This is a genomic window from Fodinibius sp., assembly GCF_041642155.1.
Lineage (GTDB): Bacteria > Bacteroidota > Rhodothermia > Balneolales > Balneolaceae > Fodinibius.
In genome coordinates, this window is the sequence record NZ_JBEPWZ010000011.1 from 1 (window position 1) to 21766 (window position 21766).

Consider the following 21766-nt stretch of genomic DNA (forward strand, 5'->3'; position numbering starts at 1 on the left):
GGCTGGCTAAAGAAGTGGAGGTCGGTTTTTCGTTCCAGGAGTATGCCATCCCGGATAAAAAAGTGACGGCCAGTTTCAGTGAGGTCCCCATTTACGAAGCGTTATATAGGCTGCTTGAGGGAACAGGTCTGGAGGTGACCTTGTCGCCCGACCGGGACATCCTGGTTATCAGAGAAAAACTTTATCAGGAGTTTAAAATACAGCAAGAGACGGTCACAGGAACGGTGACCGATGCACAATCGGGTGAAACGCTTCCCGGCGTAAACGTGATAATCAAAGGGACGACCACCGGCACATCAACGAACAGCGATGGGCAATATGAACTGGATGTCCCTTCCCTGCAGGATACGCTGGTTTTCTCTTTCGTGGGGTACCAGACGCAGGAAGCGCCAATGGGGGGGAGAACAACCGTTGATGTAGCCCTGCAGTCGCAGGCCATCCAGGGGGAGGAAATGGTGGTTGTAGGTTATGGAGCGCTTGAAAGAGGACAAGTTTCTACTTCTATTGCCAGTGTTAAAACGGAAGGAATTGCAGATCAGGTAACAAGTTCCATAGATCGTTCATTAGAGGGACAGGTTGCAGGCTTGACTGTGCAACAAGCATCGGGTGCGCCGGGGGGAGGATCAATAATGAGAATAAGGGGTTCTGGTTCAATCGGGGCGGGCGATGAGCCTTTGGTGGTAATAGATGGAGTGCCTATCCAAAATAGTTATGGTCAGTATCAAAGTCCCTTAAGCCTAATCAATCAATCGGATATAGCCAGCATAGATGTCTTGAAGGGGGTGTCAGCCACGGCAATCTATGGGTCCCGGGGGTCAAATGGGGTAATTTTGGTTGAGACGAAATCAGGAACATCCGGCCAAACCCAGTTATCCTTTAATGCAAGTAGCGGAATTCAATATCAGCTGCCGAGTGAAAAGTTAAATTTATTAAGTGCAGAGGAATTTGCTCGATGGCGCCAGGAAAATGCGTTTGAAGAAGCTGAGTTTTATGGAAATGAAATAGATATGAGTGATATTGCTGAAGAATATCGAAATCCCGAAGAACTTGGTGAAGGGGTCGACTGGAATAAACATATGACACGTAATGCTCCTGTCCAAAATTACAATTTGAGTGTATCTCATGGGACTGAAAAGTTTCAGGGTTTCTTTTCCCTGGGATATACAGATGAGCAGGGTGCCGTGGAAGAAACCAGTTTTGATCGTATTTCTATGAGAGCAAACTTGGACTATCAGGCCAATGATTATTTCGAGGTCGGTGTAAATATTACACCTGTTATACGTAATTGGGGAAACAGAGCAACAGGAACCCGTACGTTTCCTTTTGGGCTTGCTAATACACTAAGTCCGTTAGATGGACCTTACCAGGATGAGGGCCCTTTTGAAGATGGCCCATATGATGGAAAATGGGATCTGAATATTACTTCAGATGGTATGTTTAACAATGGAAATCCCCTGTATGCCTTAAAAAACAGGACAGATAAGACAAGACAAACTGATTTGTATCTTCAGCCCCATTTGCAGTTTAATATTTGGGAGAATTTTAGTTTTAGATCCCAGTTAAACATGCAATATGGCCAGAGTTATAATGAATACTTCAAGCCCTCTACCGTTACGGGTATGTTCAATAGTCCCCCTGTAGCTATAGATGGTTCATATAGCACAGGCCGAAGTTTTAACTGGCAGTTTGAGAATACGTTGAATTACGAGCATACATTCGATGAACATACATTCAGTGGAATATTAGGGTATACAAGAGAGCATTACAATGGGCAATCCAGTTATCAGGAAGGAAGTGGATTTCCGGGAGATGATGTTCGAACGTTGAATGCCGCAACGGAAATGAGTGGTAATACTTTCGAGTCGAACTGGTCTATGATTTCATATATGGCACGGCTTAGTTATGATTTCCAGGAGAAATATCTGTTTACCGGTACTGTACGAAGAGACGGAAGTTCTCGATTTGGGACGGAAAACCGATGGGGTAATTTTCCCTCTGTTTCTGTAGGATGGGTTATTACACAAGAAGATTTTTTCCCGGATTCTGAGTTGATTACCAATTTAAAGCTTAGAGCAAGTTATGGAACAAGCGGAAATAATAATATTGGTAATTATACCCACATACCCACTGTTAATGAAAATAATTATACCTTTGGTGGGACAGTAGTCAGTGGGAGGATACCCACAGCATTAGGTAATCCCAATCTAAGTTGGGAACGATCAACTGAAATTAATACTGGGTTTGATTTAGAATTAAGGGAGGGGCGGTTCAGTATCGTTGCTGATTATTATAGACGAGTGACCAATAATATGTTATGGCCCGTTGATATACCCATATCTTCAGGATTTAGTTCTATAATGCAGAATGTGGGAGAAGTCGAAAACAGGGGACTCGAGTTGGCTGTTAATACTCTAAATATCACCAATAATAATTTTAATTGGGAAACAGACTTTAATATCTCTTTCAATCGCAATAAAGTACTTGATTTGGGCAATGTTGACCGGATCAGAGAGGGACACAGAGGCATGTCCATTACGAGAGCAGGTGATCCTATGGCGTTATTTTATGGGTGGCAGCATCTTGGAATATTTAATACCCAGGAAGAGGTTGATGAAAATCCCAGCTATCCCAATCAGTTGCCGGGTACTCCCATTGTGCATGATGAGGATGGTAATGGGACAATCAATGAATTAGATAAAGTCATTATTGGTAATCCGCACCCGGATTTCAGAGGGGGGATAAGCAATAGTTTTAATTACAAAAATTTTGATTTGAATATTGCCATGAGCTTTGCTCATAACTTCGATGTAAATGCAATATTGGAAGAGGATGTACTCAATCTGGATGGAGTTTTTAATGTATTAGAAGATGTGAAAAATCGCTGGAGATCCCCGGAGGAACCAGGAAATGGACATGTAGCTGCTTCATTTCACCAGACCTCTTTTGATCGCTTTGCCAATTCGGATTGGATCTATAATGTATCCTATCTCAAAGTCCAAAATTTAAGTTTAGGGTATACCTTCAACAACTTTGATTTTGTAAATCGTTTTAGAATATATGGGTCTATACAAAATTTAATGACGATTACTGGTTATAAATATGGAAATCCAGATGTGAATCTTGAGGGAAGTAGCTCACTGGCGAAGGGATATGATTCCCATGATTATCCGTTAACCAGATCTGTAGTGCTGGGAATAAATTTGAACTTTTAAAATAGGAAAACCATGCTATCTCATTTAAAATTTGCAATAACGTTTTTATCAATAATATTGATAGCAGCTTGTTCTGACGAGGAGTTTCTTAATGAAAATCCCGTATCCAGTGTAGGTACGTCTGAATTTTTTCAAAATTCAGATCAATTTGAGTCAGCTATCAATGCCGCCTATACGAATTTACAGGATTTGTATAGTGATGGTGGTGATGGATCAATAGGGGGTTACGGAGGTGGTTATTGGACTTTTTCTGAGATGCGGTCTGATAATACAACTTTCCAGGATAACACACAGGATCTCTCGGGACATCGTTGGTGGAATGTTGATCAGTTTATTATGGCGGGAAGTAATGAGATTACGGAAACGACCTGGAATTTAACTTATCAAGGGATAGGAAAGTGTAATATTGTTTTGGATAAACTTGAAGACAGTGAGGTGGAAAATAAAAGTAGATATATTGCTGAAGCTAAATTCTTACGTGCTTTTTACTATCATCATCTGGTGAAGTATTATGGAGACGTGCCTTTAATAACAAGTACTATTGAATCTTCGGAAGAGGCCTTTGCACAAAATGAGCGTACGCCACAGGATGAGGTATATGATCAGATTATTTCCGATTTAAATGATGCCAAGGCGGGTTTGCCTCAAAATTATGCTGGCGAAGATCAGGGCAGAGCAACAGAAGCAGCTGCCAGAACATTACTTGCCAAAGTATATATGTGGCGCGATCAATATCCCGAGGCACAGGCCGAACTGGAAGAGGTTAGGGATATGAATTATGTCCTCCTGGATGACTATGCCTCCATATTTGATAAGAACAATGAAAATAACGAAGAAGTTATATTTTCGGTACAGTATATCGAGGGACCTAATAATTTAGGCAGTGTCTTTACCTATCGTTTTTTGCCGTGGAATATTGGTAGCGATGTCATTGGTCACAGCCAGAATACTGCACGAACAGGTATGCAAATACCAACGAAAGATTTGTTAGAGGCCTTTGAAGGTAATGACTTGCGGGCTGCTATGATCGATACAATGATAGACGAGGAGACGGGTGTAGTGGACGGAGACTTAGTGCCCTATACTACCAAGTTTATGGATCCCGGGCATTCTCAAAGATTGATTAGTGGCCGGAATTTCCAGGTATTTCGCTATTCCCATGTTCTTTTGATGTTAGCTGAAACCTACGCCAGAACTGGGGCGGGTGATCCAATTCCATTGGTTAATCAGATTCGCAGAAGGGCAGGGTTGGATGAATTGACGGGTAGTTTTTCACAGGAAGAAATGTTGGATATCATTATAAAAGAAAGACGTCTTGAATTTCATGCGGAAGCAGATCGTTGGGATGTATTGGTAAGAACGGGCAGGGCTGTCGAAGTAATGCAGGCTCATGGAGAAGCCGAAAGAGAAGCACGCGGAGAGATCGGCGTCAACGCTTTTCAAAATATCAAGTTACTCTTCCCTATACCTGATGCTGTAATAGAATTAGATCCCGAGAGTATTACACAAAACGAGGAATACCTGTAATGTATTAAAGAGTATATACCAGGATTTTCAGCTTTGTCTATCTTTTTCTATAAAATATGTAATCTTCAATCAGCAAAATAAAGCAAGATGCTATTGCTTCATACACGGTGGGAGACGAATAGCCTCCCGACCGCTGTGTTGTCCCAGGGGGATGGGTTCTATAGGCTAAAACAAACCATAAGCTGTTTCTCTGTTCCGATATCGCTATAAATAGAAATGGAAGACACCCTGGCTGAAAAAATTATTTGGCTGAGGGTAGTGGTGAGAGAATTATTATAAGCGAATAATGATGAAAAGAGTTCTTCAGATATACGGGCCTGTTTTCTTTATCGTATGTTGTCTGGTTAACACAGTACAAGGTCAAAACTATGCAGAAATACGAGACAAATTCGAATCCCCGGATTATGCACAATGGGGAGAAGTTCCACTTTGGTGGTGGGAAGCTGATTCCCTAAGCAAGGACCGGGTAACTTGGCAATTGGAGAAACTGGCAGAAAAAGGCGTTAAGGCTGTTTGCCCTATCCAACGTTCGCCGGCAAGAACATATCCGGAGTCTTTTTGCGAGGAGTGGTGGGAGATGATGGAATATGTGCACGAAGAGGCTAAACGGCTTGGAATGGAATTGTGGATTTATGATCAGGTGGGATATGGGCAATACGGCTGGTTAGAAAAAGCGGCAGCCCAGGTTGAAGATACGGGTACCAGCAGAGTTGAATTTATGACAAAAGAGGCTGGGGAAAATGAGGAAACCAGCTTATCCCTTCCCCCGGGAAAGGTACTTGGAGCGCGTGCTTTTCCCATAATAGATGATACTGCCCGGGACGAGAATAGTATTAATCTCATTGACCAAGTGAAGGACAGCGTTTTGGTATGGCAACCTAAAAAAGGGAAATGGGAAGTCGCAGTTTCTGTAGCAGTACCGTACCGCTCTTTTTATTTAAATGAGCATTCGACTGATATTTTTATTGATCAGTTATATGATAGAATTGAAGATGTTGTGGGAGAAAAAGCTATGGGCAAAAGTCTGGCCGGCGTATTCCAGGATGAGCATCCTCCTATACCACGCAATATTTACTCGAAGGATCTGGCAGAGACTTTTGAAGAAAAATTCGGTTACCCGATTGAAAGAGCAATTCCTGCGTTGCATTTTGATATTGGTAAAAAGACTCCCAAATACAGGATCAATTTTTTTGATGCCTATTTATCAGCCATTGAACAAAACTACTTGGAAAAAGTATATAACTGGACAAACAACAGGAATATATTAACCAGTCATGACAACTGGGGTAGAAATAATATATATCAACAAAGTGAGGGGTATATTGATTATTTTCGCACCCAACGCTGGTTTTCCGCTCCTGGGTTGGATGATTATCGGGACGTTCCGCTGGAGCAAAGAAATTATTATGATACGAAGATTGCCTCTTCTATTGCTCGCCTTTATGACAGGCCGCGCGTATGGGCCGAAGCTTTTCATTCCTCGGGGTGGGGGCGTACCACCAATCAGACGTTAAGCTGGTTGTCAACATTATATGCATTCGGCGCTAATTTGTATGATGAACATGGCCTTTATTATTCGCTGAATGCAAGCACGTGGGAGCATGCGGCTCCGGATCCACATTTTCGGCAACCTTATTGGGAATATTATCAGGAAATTTCTGATTGGGTGGCACGGACCAGTTATATAATGTCTCAGGGTGAAAGTGTAGCAGATGTGGCGGTTCATTATCCGGTGGTGAGTCTGCTGGCAGATCCTGAGGAAGGTGACATTGACTATAACCACTATATGGAGCTTTCCCGCATTGTGTACAATCATGGGATGGATAATGATATTATTGATGACCAATCCATATTAGAGGCAACTATTAAAGAAGGGCGGCTTCAAATTGGTAAAAATGAATACCAGGCACTGGTATTTGGCCCCGAAATAACCGTGCGATTGCCGGTACTCAATAAAGCCTTGCAAATGGCTGAGGATGGTGGTACAGTTTTATTTTATGGGAAATTACCCACCGCATCCGTAGAGAATGGGAGGAAAGATGAAGAAACTGAAGCTGTATTGAAAGAATTTCTGGGTGTTTCGATGTCTGAGGTAGATGGTCAGAATGAAGTTGTTGAGAAGCATTTTGATAGTGGTGGGTATGCGGCATTTCGACAACATACTTCGGCATTACTTCCTTCAATGCTTTCTACCCGTATTAACCGTGACTTTATTTCTGAGGGAAATAAGGGGTATGTCTCGCATCGTAAAATCGGAGACATGGATATCTATCTTATTCAAAACCCCGAGGATAAGCCCATAGACCTTGGTGCCCGCTTCCGGACCAACGGGGTGCCTGAGATATGGGATCCATTTACGGGAGAAGTTACAGGGATTAATCGGTATAAAAGGGATGGAGAATATACCCATGCCAGGATAAGACTGGATGGAAATGTGGCAAAACTAATAGTGTTTAAACCCGGAAATAATAATAAGGAGAAGACGAACGAAAATCCTATTGAGAACTGGACATCCAAGGAAATTTCTGATGATTGGGAGTTTTCAATTATTCCCACCCGTGATAATCAGTGGGGGGATTTCAGGTGGCCGCCCAGCGAGGAGTTGATCGGACCAGAAGTTCGTCAGTTTAAATTCCGGGAAGAGTCGGGTACATCAGGCGTTGAATTGGGATGGACTAATCCGGGTTTTGATGATAGCCACTGGGAAGAATATTTATATAGTACGGGGCCCTATTGGTTAACGTTGGAGGGTATTCAGGAAGACACTCCGATTATTGAGGAAGCGCTGTCAAGTCAGGAGAAAATTAAAAAAAACTATCCATTGAATGTTGAGGGAAATAGTTATTCCTGGGAAGCTCTGTCCTTTTCTCAAAAAATGGGTTTGGGCAGACCTTCTCCCTGGGGAGGGCATTCCGGGTACCCGGATGGACATTTTGATAAAAATTTTATTCAGTTGGCGGAGGGACGTAAACTCTTATTTACAAGAATTTTTGCACCGCGAAAACAAACAGCAGGCCTTAATGTTCAGTTGAGAAATTCAGAAGTAGCACTTTATGTAAATGGAGAGGAGCAACCTTGCCAGGGTGCAGTATGTAATCTGCCCTTAGATAAGGGATATAATAATGTCTTGCTGGATATTTCGGATGGCAGTGGTGGAATGCTATATGTACAGAAAGATTCTCCGGCCATCGTGGATATGACGAATGGAAACATGAATACTAAGTCAATTTATCCTGAACTGAAGGATGCCTCCTGGATATGGTATGGAAATACCGATGGAACATATCTTAGAAAGTCCTTTGCGCTTGAGGAATTGCCGGAATCAGCTCAGATGATCGTTACAGGTGTTACTGGATTTAAGTTGTTTATCAATGGCAAAAAGATTGAAGAGGAGATAGGTCCATGGGCTAATTGGGATTATCCAGCTCATATAAATATTAAACAGTACTTGCATGCGGGAGACAATACCATAGCTGTATGGGGACAATTTTATGATGCGCAACATTATTTTGAAGATTTGGATGATGAATATAAAGGGGTAGCCTTGGCTATGAAAGCAGTATTTGATGATGGGAGTGCTTTACACGTCCGTACAGATAGTACTTGGAAAGGGCAGGCCGAGGAAGTGGATAATTGGGAGTCATCCCAGTTAAGCTCTGCAGATTGGAATGAAGTGGTAATACGTGGAAAAGTGGGAGATGAACCATGGGGAGAAGCATTTCTGGAGAATATCGGTTCTTCTACGACGCCCTATCGTCCTTTGTCGGTTAATTTATCCTCCCCTTATATCCAGGTTTTCAATGAGATGCCGGATGTCAGGTATGATATAAAACCGGAAACGGCAAAAAAAATTGGCTGGTATCGATTTGCAGTTCCACCAGGCATAAAAAAAATTAAATTAAATACGGAAGCTGAAGCAACCGCATGGGTTAATGGTACTGAATTTCCTTTCAGTGACAATACGGTGAAGATTAAACAACCACCGAAGGGGGTGGCAAATGTATCGATTCGTCTCAAGATGGAACCGGGGGAATATGCGGGGGCTGCATTTGATCTGCCAGTGGAATTGGAGATGGAGGGCGGCAAAATTCAGACTGGTCCCTGGAAAAATTATGCTCTTCCGACCTATTCCGGAATGGTCGTTTATAAACAGACTATACACTTTTCCGAGGAAGAAGCTGAGAGAAGTATTCAACTTGATTTGGGTGATGTATACGTTGCTGCAGAAGTATTCGTGAATGGCAAATCGGCAGGAACTCGTGTCGCGCAACCGTTTAAATTCAATTTATCTGAATTTATTCATACCGGCAACAATGAACTTGAGGTGAGAGTGGCAAATACGCTCGCCCCACATTATTCAAATCCGGAAAGAGCGATGCATCTGGGTGCCACGGAATCAGGGTTAATTGGACCTGTTTCTTTGCAAATATCTCCAGAATAAGTATTAAATAAAGAAATGTTATTTTAAATATTTTTTGAACATAAAACTTATGGATTACGCAATATTAATGCTACTAAAATTAATATTTGGTGGAGTCCTATTTTTCTATTTCGTTGTCATGCAGGTGCGGTTTTTATCTTGGAAAAACTTTTTTAATTGCCGACTTGCTATTCTCGATTATCAAACTCGTCCATTTAAAAAAGAGTGGGGAAGAAGCAGACCCGTAAATTATCTTATCCTGGTATTTTTAGCAGTCGGGATTTTCAGTTGTTCCGATAAGAACAGAGGGCTTGAGGGACGTGAGGAGAAAATTGATTCTTTTACCGTTGTACAAGAACACTTTCAGGATCCCCCGGCTGAGTATCGAAGCGCTCCTTTGTGGGTATGGAACGATCGAGTTACAGAACAAAAGATTGATCGTCAGTTGCAGCAATTTAAGAAAAAGGGTATTGGGGGTGTTTTTGTACATCCTCGTCCAGGACTAATAACCCCTTATCTTTCGGGAGAGTGGCACGAGTTGTTTGAATACACCGTCGAGAGAGGAAAGGAGATGAATATGAAAATATGGATCTATGATGAAAACTCCTATCCCAGTGGATTTGCCGGAGGCCATGTCCCGGCAAAAATGCCGGAATCGTTTAACCGGGGACAGGGTTTAACGTTATATCAGTCTGAAACTTTACCGGATTCGGTGGAAAAATTCCATCTTGTTTTGCGAGAAGCGACAGAAGGTTTTCTTGAAATATCAAATGAAGATGATATGGACCGGAAAACCGAAAGAAAGAATAGAAATTATTATCTGTTTGAGAAAACCTATTATAGTAATACTCCATGGTATGGAGGTTATTCTTATGTTGATCTGCTTCTTAGCGGGGTGACGGAAGAATTTATCAATATAACCATGAAAGGTTATGAACAAAATTTCGGAGATGAGTTCGGCGAAGTTGTCCCCGGCATTTTTACCGATGAACCAAATATTAGTCCACCCCCGGCAGAAAAAACCATCAGGTGGACACCCGGACTTTTTGATAAATTCCAGGATCGCTGGGGATATAGCCTTAAGAAAAAACTTCCGGCGCTTTACGAAGAGATAGATGACTGGCAAAAAGTACGACACGATTATTACAGTTTATTGTTAGATCTTTTTATTGATAACTGGAGTAAACCGTGGAATGAATATACTAATGAGAACAATTTGCAATGGACCGGGCATTACTGGGAGCATGGGTGGCCTAACCCTGGTCATGGTGGAGACAACATGGCAATGTATGCATGGCACCAGGTCCCAGGTATTGATATACTGTTTAATAATTATGAGAAAGGAGTAAATGCACAGTTTGGAAATGTCAGAGCGGTAAAGGAGGTAAGCAGTATAGCCAATCAGATGGGCAGGGACAGGACTTTGAGCGAAACGTATGGGGGTGGAGGGTGGAACCTTCGGTTTCAGGATATGAAGAGAATAGGCGATTGGGAATATGTATTAGGTGTTAATTTCCTCAATCAACATCTCTCACATATGACAATTAAAGGTGCGCGAAAGCGAGATTATCCTCAGTCATTTTCCTATCACGAACCATGGTGGGATTATTACCAGGTTTTGGGGGACTATTATGGACGTCTTTCGCTGGCTTTATCTGCGGGAGAACAGGTAAATAATATCTTAGTCATTGAACCTACTACCTCAGCATGGATGTATTATTCTGTCTCCGGAGATAATGAGGAATTACAACAGCTGGGAGAAGAATTCCAGGAATTTCTTGTGAATATCGAAGCAGCCCAGACAGAATATGATCTTGGGAGTGAACGCATTATCAGGGAATTTGGATCTGTAAACAAAGAACATTTTGTTGTTGGGGAACGGGCATATAATCTTGTGGTAATGCCGCCTGGGTTAAAAAATCTTGACCAAAATACGGTAGAACTAATGGAAGATTATCTGGATAGAGGTGGAGAAATCCTTTCATTCGTTCCTCCACCGGAGTATGTAGATGGGAGAAAATCAAGTAAATTGAAATCCCTGCAGGCTGAGGCGGGGGATCAATGGCAGAATGGAAATACTTCTGATTTGTCAGGATATGATTTGCTTACTGCGGATGATTTTGAGATAAGTCGTTCAGATACAAGTTATGGAAATTTGTTCCATCGCCGCATGGAATTAGAAGATGGGCAGATGTTATTTTTGGTAAATACCAGCGAGGAGGAAAAAGCTGCTGGTAATGTGGAAATGGTCGGCCAATCAGTGAAAAAGTTAAATTTATTTTCAGGTGAAGTCGAGAATTATCCATCAGAAAAAATAAGCGGGAAAAGTACCTTTGCATTTGATATTCCGCCGGTTGGAAGTTTGTTATTGTATATAGACAATGATCCTGTCAAACAAGAAGAAATCCAACAAAAAAATACCCATGCTGAAATTATAGTTTCTGAAAAACCTCTTAAATTAGACCGTAAAGAACCGAATACATTAACCCTGGATTACTGCGATGTTGCTGTCGAGGATCAAGAAGAATTAGCTAATACCTATTGTATTGATGCAGCAAACAAAGTTTTTAGCAGTTATGGATTTTCAGGTAACCCATGGAGCAGGGCCGTTCAATATAAAAGTGAAATACTCAAGAAAGACAATTTTGGCAAAGAAACAGGCTTTGAAGCCACTTATACATTCCGGGTTAATGGGTTGGAGAAAGGGAAAAAGGACTCCCTGCAAGCTGTAATAGAACGGCCAAGACGATGGGAAGTTTTTTTGAATGGCAATCAGATTGAACCGATTCCGGAGCAGTGGTGGCTGGATCGATCCTTTGGTAAATACAACATCGGTGAGTATGTGCATGAAGGAGAAAACCAACTTACGATAAGAATATCTCCAATGTCTGTTTTCTCGGAATTAGAGCCTGTCTATATTCTGGGGGATTTCGGTTTGGAATCAACCTCCACGGGATGGGAAATAGTGCCATCTACTGCATTAACGCTGGGGGAGTGGCGTAATCAAAAAATGCCATTTTATTCGGATGGAGTGATTTATACAAAAAATTATCAAATAGATTTGGCAGAAGACTCGGAATACTTTATTCAGTTAAATGAATGGCAGGGTACCGTTGCTTCCGTAAAGGTCAATGAAAAAAAAGCGGGGATAATAGGATGGCCTCCCTATAAACTGGATATTAGTGAGTATATAAGAGATGGAGAAAATGAAGTTGAAGTTACCGTATTCGGAAGCCTTAAAAACCTCTTGGGTCCTCATCATGATAATCCTGAAAAATGGATCGCCAGTCCCTGGATGTTTGAAGATGCACCAAGGCATCCACCTCCTGGAAAAGAATATGATGTTATAGGATATGGATTAATGGAAGATTTTAAGCTTGTCAAGGAAATGTAAAAACTGATGTTCATGAACCCTGCCTTAGGTATTTTATTGCATGCGATTGGTGGTTTGGCAGCCGGTAGTTTTTACCTACCGTTAAAAAAAATAAAAGAATGGGCTTGGGAGAGCTATTGGTTGATTAATGGGTTTGTTTCATGGATCCTCATGCCCTGGATTGTAGCATACATTACTGTTCCAGAATTACTCATATTGTTGAATGAAGCTCCGACGAGTAGTGTTTTCTGGTCATATTTTTATGGGATATTATGGGGTATCGGTGGATTAACTTTTGGACTTACCATGCGTTTTTTAGGTTTGTCATTGGGATATGCATTAGCATTGGGCTTGACAGCGATGTTCGGTACCATAATTCCCCCCATCTATTTCGGAGAGTTTTTGGAAATGGTGGTTCAGAAATCCGGACTGGTAACCCTCGGCGGAATTATGGTTACTTTGATAGGAATAGCACTGACCGGGTGGGCGGGATTTCGAAAGGATAAAGAGGTTTCAGAAGATGAAAAACGTGTCGGAGTTAAAGAATTCAACTTAAAAAAAGGAGTTTCGGTAGCAATTTTAGCAGGCATTATGAGCGCCTGTATGGCATTTGGAATCCAAGCTGGTAAGCCTATTGCAGAACTGGCAATAGAAAAGGGGACCATTCCGCTTTTCCAGAATTCACCCGTATTTATCGTAATTTTTTTTGGTGGATTTACCGCTAATTTTATCTGGTGTATATATCTGAATATAATAAACGGTACTTTTTCTGATTATTTAGATATGGGCACCCCGATAATCATTAATTATGCTTTTTCCACTCTGGCCGGTGTGACATGGTACCTCCAATTTATGTTTTATGGAATGGGTAGTTCACAGATGGGACAATATGATTTTGCAAGCTGGAGTATCCATTTCGCTTTTGTCATTTTTTTCAGCAATATGTGGGGTATTCTTACAAGAGAGTGGAAAGGGGTTGGCAGTAAAACTGTGAAACTTATTTATAGCGGTTTATTCGTACTTGTGGTATCAGCTTGTATTATCGGATACGGTAATTATTTAGCAAGTTTTTGAATTGGAAATCCCATAACCTTTGAACATAAATCATATATGGATGAACAAAAATATCCTTTCAAAGTCGGGTTATTTGGAATTGGATTAGATACCTACTGGCCACAGTTTGAGGGGTTGAAACAACGCCTGGAAGGATATTTGGCAACGGTTCATAAACGTATCGATCAGTATGGTGCCGAAGTAGTCTGCGCAGGACTGGTAGATTCCCCGGAGAAGGCATTTGAAGCCGGCCACTCTTTTAGACAGCAGGATGTTGATGTGATTTTTCTACATGTGACTACTTATGCCCTGTCTTCAACGGTGCTGCCAGTGGTGCAACGGGCTGACGTACCGGTAGTCGTTCTCAATTTGTCACCGGAGTCCGCAATAGACTACGAATGGTTCAACAGTCTGGAAGATCGCACTAAAATGACGGGCGAATGGCTGGCACATTGCTCGGCTTGCCCGGTTCCCGAAATTGCTAACGTCTTTAAGCGCACAGACATCCATTTTCACCAGATTACCGGTTCTCTGGATGAGGAGGATCCCTGTTGGGTGCAGGTTCGCGAATGGATACAGGCGGCAAGGGTAGTTCATACAATGTCCCATAACCGGATGGGTTGTATGGGCCACTATTATAACGGTATGTTGGATATTTACACAGATCTGACTCAGCAATACGCGACATTTGGTGGTCATATCGAACATATTGAAGTTGATGAACTCACAGAACTTAGAAGTCAGGTCCCCGACTCTGAAATTGTCGAGCGGGTGGAACGGTTTTATAATGCGTTTGATGTACAGGAAGAGTGCAGCAGTAAGGCCCTTCGTGAATCCGCACGTACATCGGTTGCCTTGGATAAATTGGTAGAAAAATACCATCTGGGCTCGATGGTCTATTACTATCAAGGCTCGGGCGTACCGGAAAATGAAGATACTATGGCTACTATTATTTTGGGTAACTCACTGCTGACAGCCAATGGGGTACCGGTAGCCGGGGAATATGAGATTAAGAATGCTCAGGCTATGAAGATTATGGATAGTTTTGGAGCCGGGGGATCATTTACCGAGTATTATGCCATGGACCATGATGCCGATGTGGTATTAATGGGTCATGACGGACCGGGGCATATCAAGATTGCAGAGAATAAAACCAAAGTAAAACCACTGGATACTTATCATGGTAAAGTAGGACAGGGATTGTCAGTGGAAATGTCAGTAAAAAATGGACCTGTTACTTTATTATCCGTCGTGGAATATGAAGGGGGGTTACAACTTTTAGTAGCAGAGGGTCGTTCTGTCCCGGGTCCGATACTGGAGATAGGCAATACAAACAGTCGCTATCAGTTCTCAATCGGAGTGCGTGATTTCGTGGAAAAATGGAATAGTCACGGGCCGGCGCACCATTGTGCGGTGGGGGTCGATCATATAGCCTCAAAGATTCAAAAGCTGGGTAAGTTACTGGGAATAGCGGTGGTGCAGGTATGTTAGGTGTATTTGGAACAAAAATAACTTAAACAAGGATTTAAGATGGAATGGAGAGGAATGGATGTATTTAGTAGATTTTGTTTAATATTAATTGGCCTGTTATTCGCATTTAATACAGGATTATGTCAATATGTAGATAGTGATAAAGATCTGAGAAGTGATTTCGAAAATCCCCCGGATATTGCCAAGCCCAAGGTTTACTGGTGGTGGTTGAATGGCGCTGCGGATACGATGCGTATCAAGGAAGAATTGAGAGCGTTCAAAAAGGCGGGCATAAGCGGCGTCGATATTTTTGATATCGGCACGCCCGATCACTCCGATACCAGGGGCATTATAACCTCCGGACCGCCGTTCATGAGTGATGCGTATTTGGACAATATTTCCTATGCCGTCGAAGTGGCCGGGCAGTTGGGACTGAAGGTAGGGCTGAATTTATCCAGCAGCTGGAATGCCGGCGGGAGCTGGATACCGCCCCGGCATGCAGCGAAATCATTGTATGTTTCCAAAACGGAGATCTCAGGTGCGGGAGACGGCGAGCACCGGCTGTCCTTTCCGGAGATTCGGGATCACGATGCAGCGGGCCGGACCATTAACATTCCCCGGGATCGTACAGGCCGGCCGGCCTTTCGCAGGGAGGTAGCCGTTATTGCGGTACCACGCCATGAGGGGGAAGTCTATCCCGATACCAGTCAGATTCGCAATCTCTCAGAACATTTTGATCCGGAAACAGAAGTTCTGACGTGGGAGGCCCCGGAAGGGGAATGGGAGGTCTACCGGTATGTGGTGTCCAATTCCGGGCGCGAGGTGGTATTGCCCAGCGAGCATTCCGGGGGACCTATTATTGATCATTTTGACCCGGAGGCGATGGAATTTCATGTAACCTATGTTATCGACCGGCTCTCGAGGGTTATTGACGATATCCCCGAAAGTGCCCTGAGCTATTTGTACCTGGCCAGTTATGAAGCCCGGGGGTTTACCTGGACAACGATCCTGCCGGAAACCTTTGAGCAGATGCACGGGTACGGTGTATACAAGTTTCTTCCTTCCCTGCATATCCAGGACGCGCGGGTAGCGAGTGCCTACCCCGGCGATGATACCGCAGAAAACTTCCTGTATGACTTCAACAAGACTGTTTCGGAGATGATGATCAGCAATCATTATCAGAAAGGAAGTGAAGTGGCCAATACCGTGGGGCTTAAACTCACATCTGAATCGGGGGGACCCGGACTGCCCCTGCATAATGCCCCGGTAGAAGCCCTGGGAGCCCTGGGAGCGGTGGACGTCCCCCGCGGGGAATTCTGGTATGAACATTCCCGCTATACGGACCAGGGACTCACCTACGCGGAAACGGATAGCATTGATCTGCTGCAAATGGTAAAAGGGCCGGCGGCCGCGGGCCATATTTACGGCAAAGAAACCATTGAAATGGAAGCGTTTACCAGCTGGCGGCAGTGGCAGACGGGGCCTTTTGATATAAAATCGGTGGGGGACCGCGCTTTTGCGGAAGGGATGAGCCGGGTGGTGGTCCACGGAGCCAGCCATACTCCTTCGGAGGCCGGTAGTCCGGGGATCGTATATCATGCGGGTACCCATTATAATGACAAGCGGGTGTGGTGGTCCAAAATAGCCCCTTTCAATGACTACCTCGCCCGAATTTCGCATATGGCCCAGCAAGGCCGGTTTTATTCGGACGTGCTGTATTACCACGGTGATCATGCGCCCAATATTGTGCGCGCCAAAAATGCCGATTTTTCAGTGGCTCCGGGATATGACTACGAGGTTATCAATACCGAGGTTCTTCTGGAAGACCTGAGCTATGACAAGGGGGTACTAAGGCTGCCGAGCGCCGGTTCCTATCGCATGCTGGTCATGGCCCCATCGGAGAAAATCAACCCGCAGGTCCTGGAAAAGGTAAGCCATCTTGCCGAACAGGGCGCCATTGTTGTGGGGAAGAGGCCGCATGGCAAAGCGGGACTCGGTTTTAACCATTGGAGTTCGGACCGGTTGGAGAAGAAAATAGCACAGAGCTGGACGACCCTTTCCGGTGAAGGATTATCGAAAGAAAGCCTCTCCAACGGAAAAATAATCGAGGGAGTATCTCCACTGGAGGTATTGGAAACGTTGCAGGTGGCGCCGGATTTCACTTACCCGGGCCATCGTCTTACCGGTCCCCTGGATTATATTCACTATCAAAAAGGGGAGCTGGACTATTACTTTGTTCGCAATACCACGGGCGAGTGGACCACAGCCAATGTGTCTTTTCGCCAACAGGGAAAAGCACCTGAGTTATGGGACCCCGTAACCGGAAAACAGTTATATATGCCCGTCTTTCAAAAAAATAAAGACCAAATAAGCATACCTCTTACCTTCAAACCCTATGGTGCTTATTTTGTGGTTTTCGAGGCTAAAGATGGGGCGCCTTCCTGGGAAACAATGGTAAATGCGGAAGGCGAGGTTCCCGAATTTGAACTCACAGCAAACGGCTATGTTTTCCGTGAATCGGGGTCCGTTCGCTTCCAGTCTTCCGATAAAAACAGGGAAGTGTTAACGGGTATGAAGTCCTTCCCGGTTGAGGGGGAATGGCAGGTGACTTTCCCGGAAAATCAGGGGGCTCCCGCTTCCACCGTGTTTCCTGAACTGGTCTCATGGACCGAGGCCGGGGACGAGGGGATTAGGTATTTCTCGGGCAGGGCGACGTATCAAAAAACGGTTGCGCTCCCCTTCGACCCGGATACGCTTTCCGGGAGCTACCGGGCGTATCTCAACCTTGGGGACCTGGAAAAGGTGGGCGAGGCATGGCTGAACGGTGAACCGTTGGGGATTAGCTGGACCAAGCCCCATGAGTACGATGTGACACACTACCTGCAGCCAGGCGAAAACGAGCTGACGATCGAAGTGGCCAATGTCTGGGCCAACCGGATCATCGGCGATGCCCGGACGGGACAGAATTATACAACGACCAATATAACGCAGGTGAGGGGGACTCCCTGGGAAGAGGTCGACCTGGTTCCATCCGGTCTGTTGGGACCTGTGACGGTACAGTTGCGAAAACAAATCACTCTTTGGGAGAAAACAGATGAATAGGAGCCGGTATGTTACTTTAGGCATAGCTATACGAATGGGGTACTACTAAATATCACACCAACATAGCGTGATGGTTTCAAATATAAGCGTACTTGACTGGACTATTTTTGTTGGTTACCTGTTGCTTGTCCTGGGGATAGGAGTTTGGTTTTCCCGTTTCCAGCATAGCAACAAGGACTATTTTTTGGGAGGGCGTACCATGGGCTGGATCCCTGTAGGCGCATCGCTATTTGCCACGGCTTTCAGCTCCATTTCGTTTGTGATGCTGCCCCGGGAAGGAGCATATGCAGACTATCATCTTTTGACCGCTCTTTTATTTATTCCGCTGGTTATTACACCGATTTTGTGGTACCTGTTTGTTCCGCTGTTTTTGCGCCTGAAGATTACCTCCGTTTACGAGTACCTGGGAATTCGGTTCAATAACACGATGCGCAAACTGGGCTCCTTGTTATTTGCGGGCTATGCCATCGGCTGGATGGGAAGCATGCTGTACGCGGTCGGGATTATTGTACAGGCGACCCTGGGGCTTAGTCACGGGCAGTTTTTGTGGGTGCTTGTGGGCATAGGGATCTTTGCTACCTTCTATACCGCTCTGGGAGGATATGAAGCGGTGGTATGGACCGATCTTCTGCAATCGGTGACCCTTGGCGGGGGTATGTTGATTGTGCTTTTTGTAATTGTTGAGATGGTCAGCGGGGATTTCTCTTCTGTCATTGAGCTGGGGCGGGAGCACGGCAAATTCCGGATGTTAAATATGGAGTTCGAGCTAACGGAGCGGTCGAGTTTCTGGGCGGCGGCCGGATTCGGGCTGTTTATGTACCTGCCCGGTTATACCGCCTCGCAGATAACGGTACAGCGATACCTGTCCATGGGTAATCTGAAACAGGCCCGGCGTTCACTTCTTATCAATGCTACTATTGGACCGGTAATCTCTGTAATATTCTTTTTTGTAGGAACCGCCCTGTTTGTCTTTTACTACCAGCAAGGAGGGTTTCCCGACATCCCGAATCAAGATCAGCTCTTGCCTTATTTTCTGGCCAATGAGCTGCCGGTTGCCGGACTGACAGGCCTGCTCTTAGCCGGGCTGTTTGCCGCGGGCATGAGCACGATTGACAGTGGAATCAACAGCATGACCGCTGTCATTGTCCAGGACTGGATGCCCGCCCGCAAGAAGCCCTTACGTGTGGGGGTAAGCAGAGGAATTACCATCATACTTGGGGCGATCGTGACCGGGGCCTCCCTGATGGTCCCCTTGATTGGGGAACATGTGATCGAAATAATAGCCAAAATTGCCGGAACGTTTCTCGGGTTGTTGCTGGGGGTTTTTTTGTTAGGGATGTTTACCCGGAGGGGTAATGCGGGTGGGTCTGGATTCGGACTGCTGGCCGGAGGTATTGCCCTGGCCGTTGTCTGGACGCAAACCAACATCCCGCACTGGTATTATGGGCTGTTTACCATTGGGGTGACGTTTGTGGTGGGCTGGATAGCCAGCTACTTTTCCCCTCCGCCCACAGAAAAACAACTGAATGGATATTATAAATTACCGTAAAAAACAAGGAATAATGAATATTGAAAGAAGAAGACCTCGTACGGCTAATGTGGGCATTTTTGGGGTTGGATATCACGCCTACTGGCCCCAGTTTGAAGGTCTGCTGGAAGAGATGCACCATAAATTAGAGGTATTTACCGGCAAGGTGGAACATCACGGGGTCAAGGTTAGTAATTTTGGCTTGATCGATGATGCGAAAGGAGCCTACGGGCTGGTCCCGAAACTGAAAGCTGCCGAGCTGGATGTAATTTTTTGTGATATGGTGACCTATGCCCCCTCCTCGACCTTTGGTAAGATCATCCGGGAGATCGATACCCCCATTGTATTAGTTGCTCTTCAGCCGGATAAGGCCTTGGATTATTCCAGGGCCTCCACGTATATGCAGCTAAGAAATGATGATTTTTGCGCGGTTCCCGAATTCACCGGAGTCGCCCTGCGCATGGGAAAGGCCATCCCTGAGGTGATTATCGGTTCTCTGCATGATGATCCCCAGGCCGATGCTGAGATCGCAGAGTGGTGCGAGATCGCGAAAGTACTGCATGATCTGGGGGATGCGCGCCTTGGACATTTTGGCCATGTCCTGGAATCCATGCTGGATATGCACTCGGATCCCACGGCGTTGACGGCGGCCTTCGGATGTCATATCGTGCAGACTGAACCGGAAGATTTAATGAGGCAGTTCAGGTCTGTTACGGATCAGCAGATTGCAAGCAAGGAAAAAGAGATTCTGGCTATGTTTGAGACGCCGGACCCGGAAACGGATCCCATTACAGGGAAGCTAACCCCGGAAGACCTGCATATAGCCGCGAAAGCAGCCGTTGCACTCGACAAGTTTATCGAGGAGAAGGATCTGGATGGGCTGGCCTACTATTATGAGGCTTCAGAGGGCAGCCAGATGCGCCGGCTTGTGAGCAGTCTTATTGTGGGCAATTCGCTGCTGACGGCGGCGGGCTTCCCCATGTGCGGGGAGTCCGATTTGAAAACGCTCATTGCCATGCTTATTATGGATCGGCTCGATATGGGAGGGAGTTTTGCCGAATTTCATCCGATCGATTTTAATGAGGGCTTTGTACTGGTTGGCCATGACGGGCCCCATCATATCAATATCGCTGATAAAAAACCGGTACTGAGAAGCCTTACGACCTATCATGGGAAGCCGGGATCCGGGGCCAGCGTCGAATTTAAAATTAAGGAGGGGCCAATAACGATTTTGAGTATTGGCCTGACGAAAGAAGGGAATCCTAAATTTGTCCTTGCCGAGGGGGAGTCTGCCCGGGGATCTATCCCCCCGACCGGCAATACCAATACACGGGGCTATTTTAAACCGGATATTAAAACGTTTTTAAAACAATGGGTCGCCGAAGGGCCCACCCACCATTTTGCCCTGGGGATAGGTCATAAGGCCGATACGATTCAAAAAATTGCCGAGATCTTTGAGATTGACAGCGTGATCGTTACGGATAGGTGAGATTTTACATGACTTGAATAAATAGATATAGCGATGTAAAGATTTTTGCCTTTACATCTCTGTACTTTTCAAAAGCACAGGTACTTTGTCTTGCTATTTCTATTTCCAATGAGAGAATGACCATAGTCTATATGTTACAAGAAAAAATTATGTAACAGCATTTCTGAACAAGTAGCATTGGCGATGGAACCCCTTACCATGCGGGATTGGCCTATGCCATGGGGTAAACAGGCGCTTACAGCAGATGTGTTTGAAATTTTGTATGTTATTTTTAACAATCGGTTTTTATACCGTATCATATGGTTTCTTCCGTATCAAAAAGTACATATAAAGAGGCTTTGAAAAGCCAGGGATTTTGATCAATATCAAAGCTTGAGCAAATTCAAAACCACAGAAAATAAAGGATATGTGGGGTTTTGTAGTTTGCAAAAATACAGAGATTGGCCAAAAGAACGGTTTTGCAAGGTCTCTCGAAAATATAAATATAAATAGGGATAATGGACTGCCCCGGTAACTGACATATCCCGTGAATGTTAGTATGTGGATGAAGCAATACCTTTGGGCTTTTTGTTATATGGAGAAAATGAGAGAA

The 21766-nt window shown here is 44.6% G+C and carries 9 protein-coding genes; all 9 read left to right on the forward strand.

Translation table 11 applies throughout. The features are described 5' to 3' along the window. On the forward strand, positions 1-3212 hold a 3212-nt coding region (locus ACESLU_RS01720), incomplete at its 5' end, for a SusC/RagA family TonB-linked outer membrane protein (RefSeq protein WP_372634248.1). A gap of 12 nt (positions 3213-3224) precedes the next feature. Then, positions 3225-4739, forward strand: coding sequence for a RagB/SusD family nutrient uptake outer membrane protein (locus ACESLU_RS01725; protein ID WP_372634251.1), 1515 nt, complete (start codon positions 3225-3227; stop codon positions 4737-4739). 286 nt (positions 4740-5025) lie between these two features. Further along, positions 5026-9180: a glycosyl hydrolase gene (locus tag ACESLU_RS01730; RefSeq protein ID WP_372634254.1), complete on the forward strand. Its 4155-nt coding sequence runs from the start codon at positions 5026-5028 to the stop codon at positions 9178-9180. 49 nt (positions 9181-9229) lie between these two features. Then, positions 9230-12553: a glycosyl hydrolase gene (locus ACESLU_RS01735; protein WP_372634257.1), complete on the forward strand. Its 3324-nt coding sequence runs from the start codon at positions 9230-9232 to the stop codon at positions 12551-12553. A 12-nt stretch (positions 12554-12565) separates the two neighbouring features. Beyond that, complete coding sequence (gene rhaT, locus ACESLU_RS01740; protein WP_372634260.1) at positions 12566-13606, forward strand: L-rhamnose/proton symporter RhaT; 1041 nt, start codon at positions 12566-12568, stop codon at positions 13604-13606. A 36-nt stretch (positions 13607-13642) separates the two neighbouring features. Beyond that, positions 13643-15076: an arabinose isomerase gene (locus ACESLU_RS01745; protein ID WP_372634263.1), complete on the forward strand. Its 1434-nt coding sequence runs from the start codon at positions 13643-13645 to the stop codon at positions 15074-15076. Positions 15077-15115: 39 nt separating this feature from the next. Beyond that, the gene (locus tag ACESLU_RS01750; protein ID WP_372634265.1) at positions 15116-18157 is read left to right on the forward strand and encodes a glycosyl hydrolase; all 3042 of its coding nucleotides are present in this window, start codon (positions 15116-15118) and stop codon (positions 18155-18157) included. Positions 18158-18227: 70 nt separating this feature from the next. Continuing rightward, the gene (locus ACESLU_RS01755) at positions 18228-19706 is read left to right on the forward strand and encodes a sodium/solute symporter (RefSeq protein ID WP_372634268.1); all 1479 of its coding nucleotides are present in this window, start codon (positions 18228-18230) and stop codon (positions 19704-19706) included. Positions 19707-19719: 13 nt separating this feature from the next. Beyond that, on the forward strand, positions 19720-21174 hold the full coding sequence (locus ACESLU_RS01760) for an arabinose isomerase (protein ID WP_372634271.1): 1455 nt from the start codon (positions 19720-19722) through the stop codon (positions 21172-21174). Positions 21175-21766: the final 592 nt, after the last annotated feature.

Excerpts from the sequence above, each read along its gene's own strand:
- rhaT (WP_372634260.1), top strand. The coding sequence starts at position 12,566 with ATGAACCCTGCCTTAGGTATTTTATTGCATGCGATTGGTGGTTTGGCA.
- ACESLU_RS01745 (WP_372634263.1), top strand. The coding sequence starts at position 13,643 with ATGGATGAACAAAAATATCCTTTCAAAGTCGGGTTATTTGGAATTGGA.
- ACESLU_RS01730 (WP_372634254.1), top strand. The coding sequence starts at position 5,026 with ATGATGAAAAGAGTTCTTCAGATATACGGGCCTGTTTTCTTTATCGTA.
- ACESLU_RS01750 (WP_372634265.1), top strand. The coding sequence starts at position 15,116 with ATGGAATGGAGAGGAATGGATGTATTTAGTAGATTTTGTTTAATATTA.
- ACESLU_RS01760 (WP_372634271.1), top strand. The coding sequence starts at position 19,720 with ATGAATATTGAAAGAAGAAGACCTCGTACGGCTAATGTGGGCATTTTT.
- ACESLU_RS01725 (WP_372634251.1), top strand. The coding sequence starts at position 3,225 with ATGCTATCTCATTTAAAATTTGCAATAACGTTTTTATCAATAATATTG.
- ACESLU_RS01735 (WP_372634257.1), top strand. The coding sequence starts at position 9,230 with ATGGATTACGCAATATTAATGCTACTAAAATTAATATTTGGTGGAGTC.
- ACESLU_RS01755 (WP_372634268.1), top strand. The coding sequence starts at position 18,228 with ATGGTTTCAAATATAAGCGTACTTGACTGGACTATTTTTGTTGGTTAC.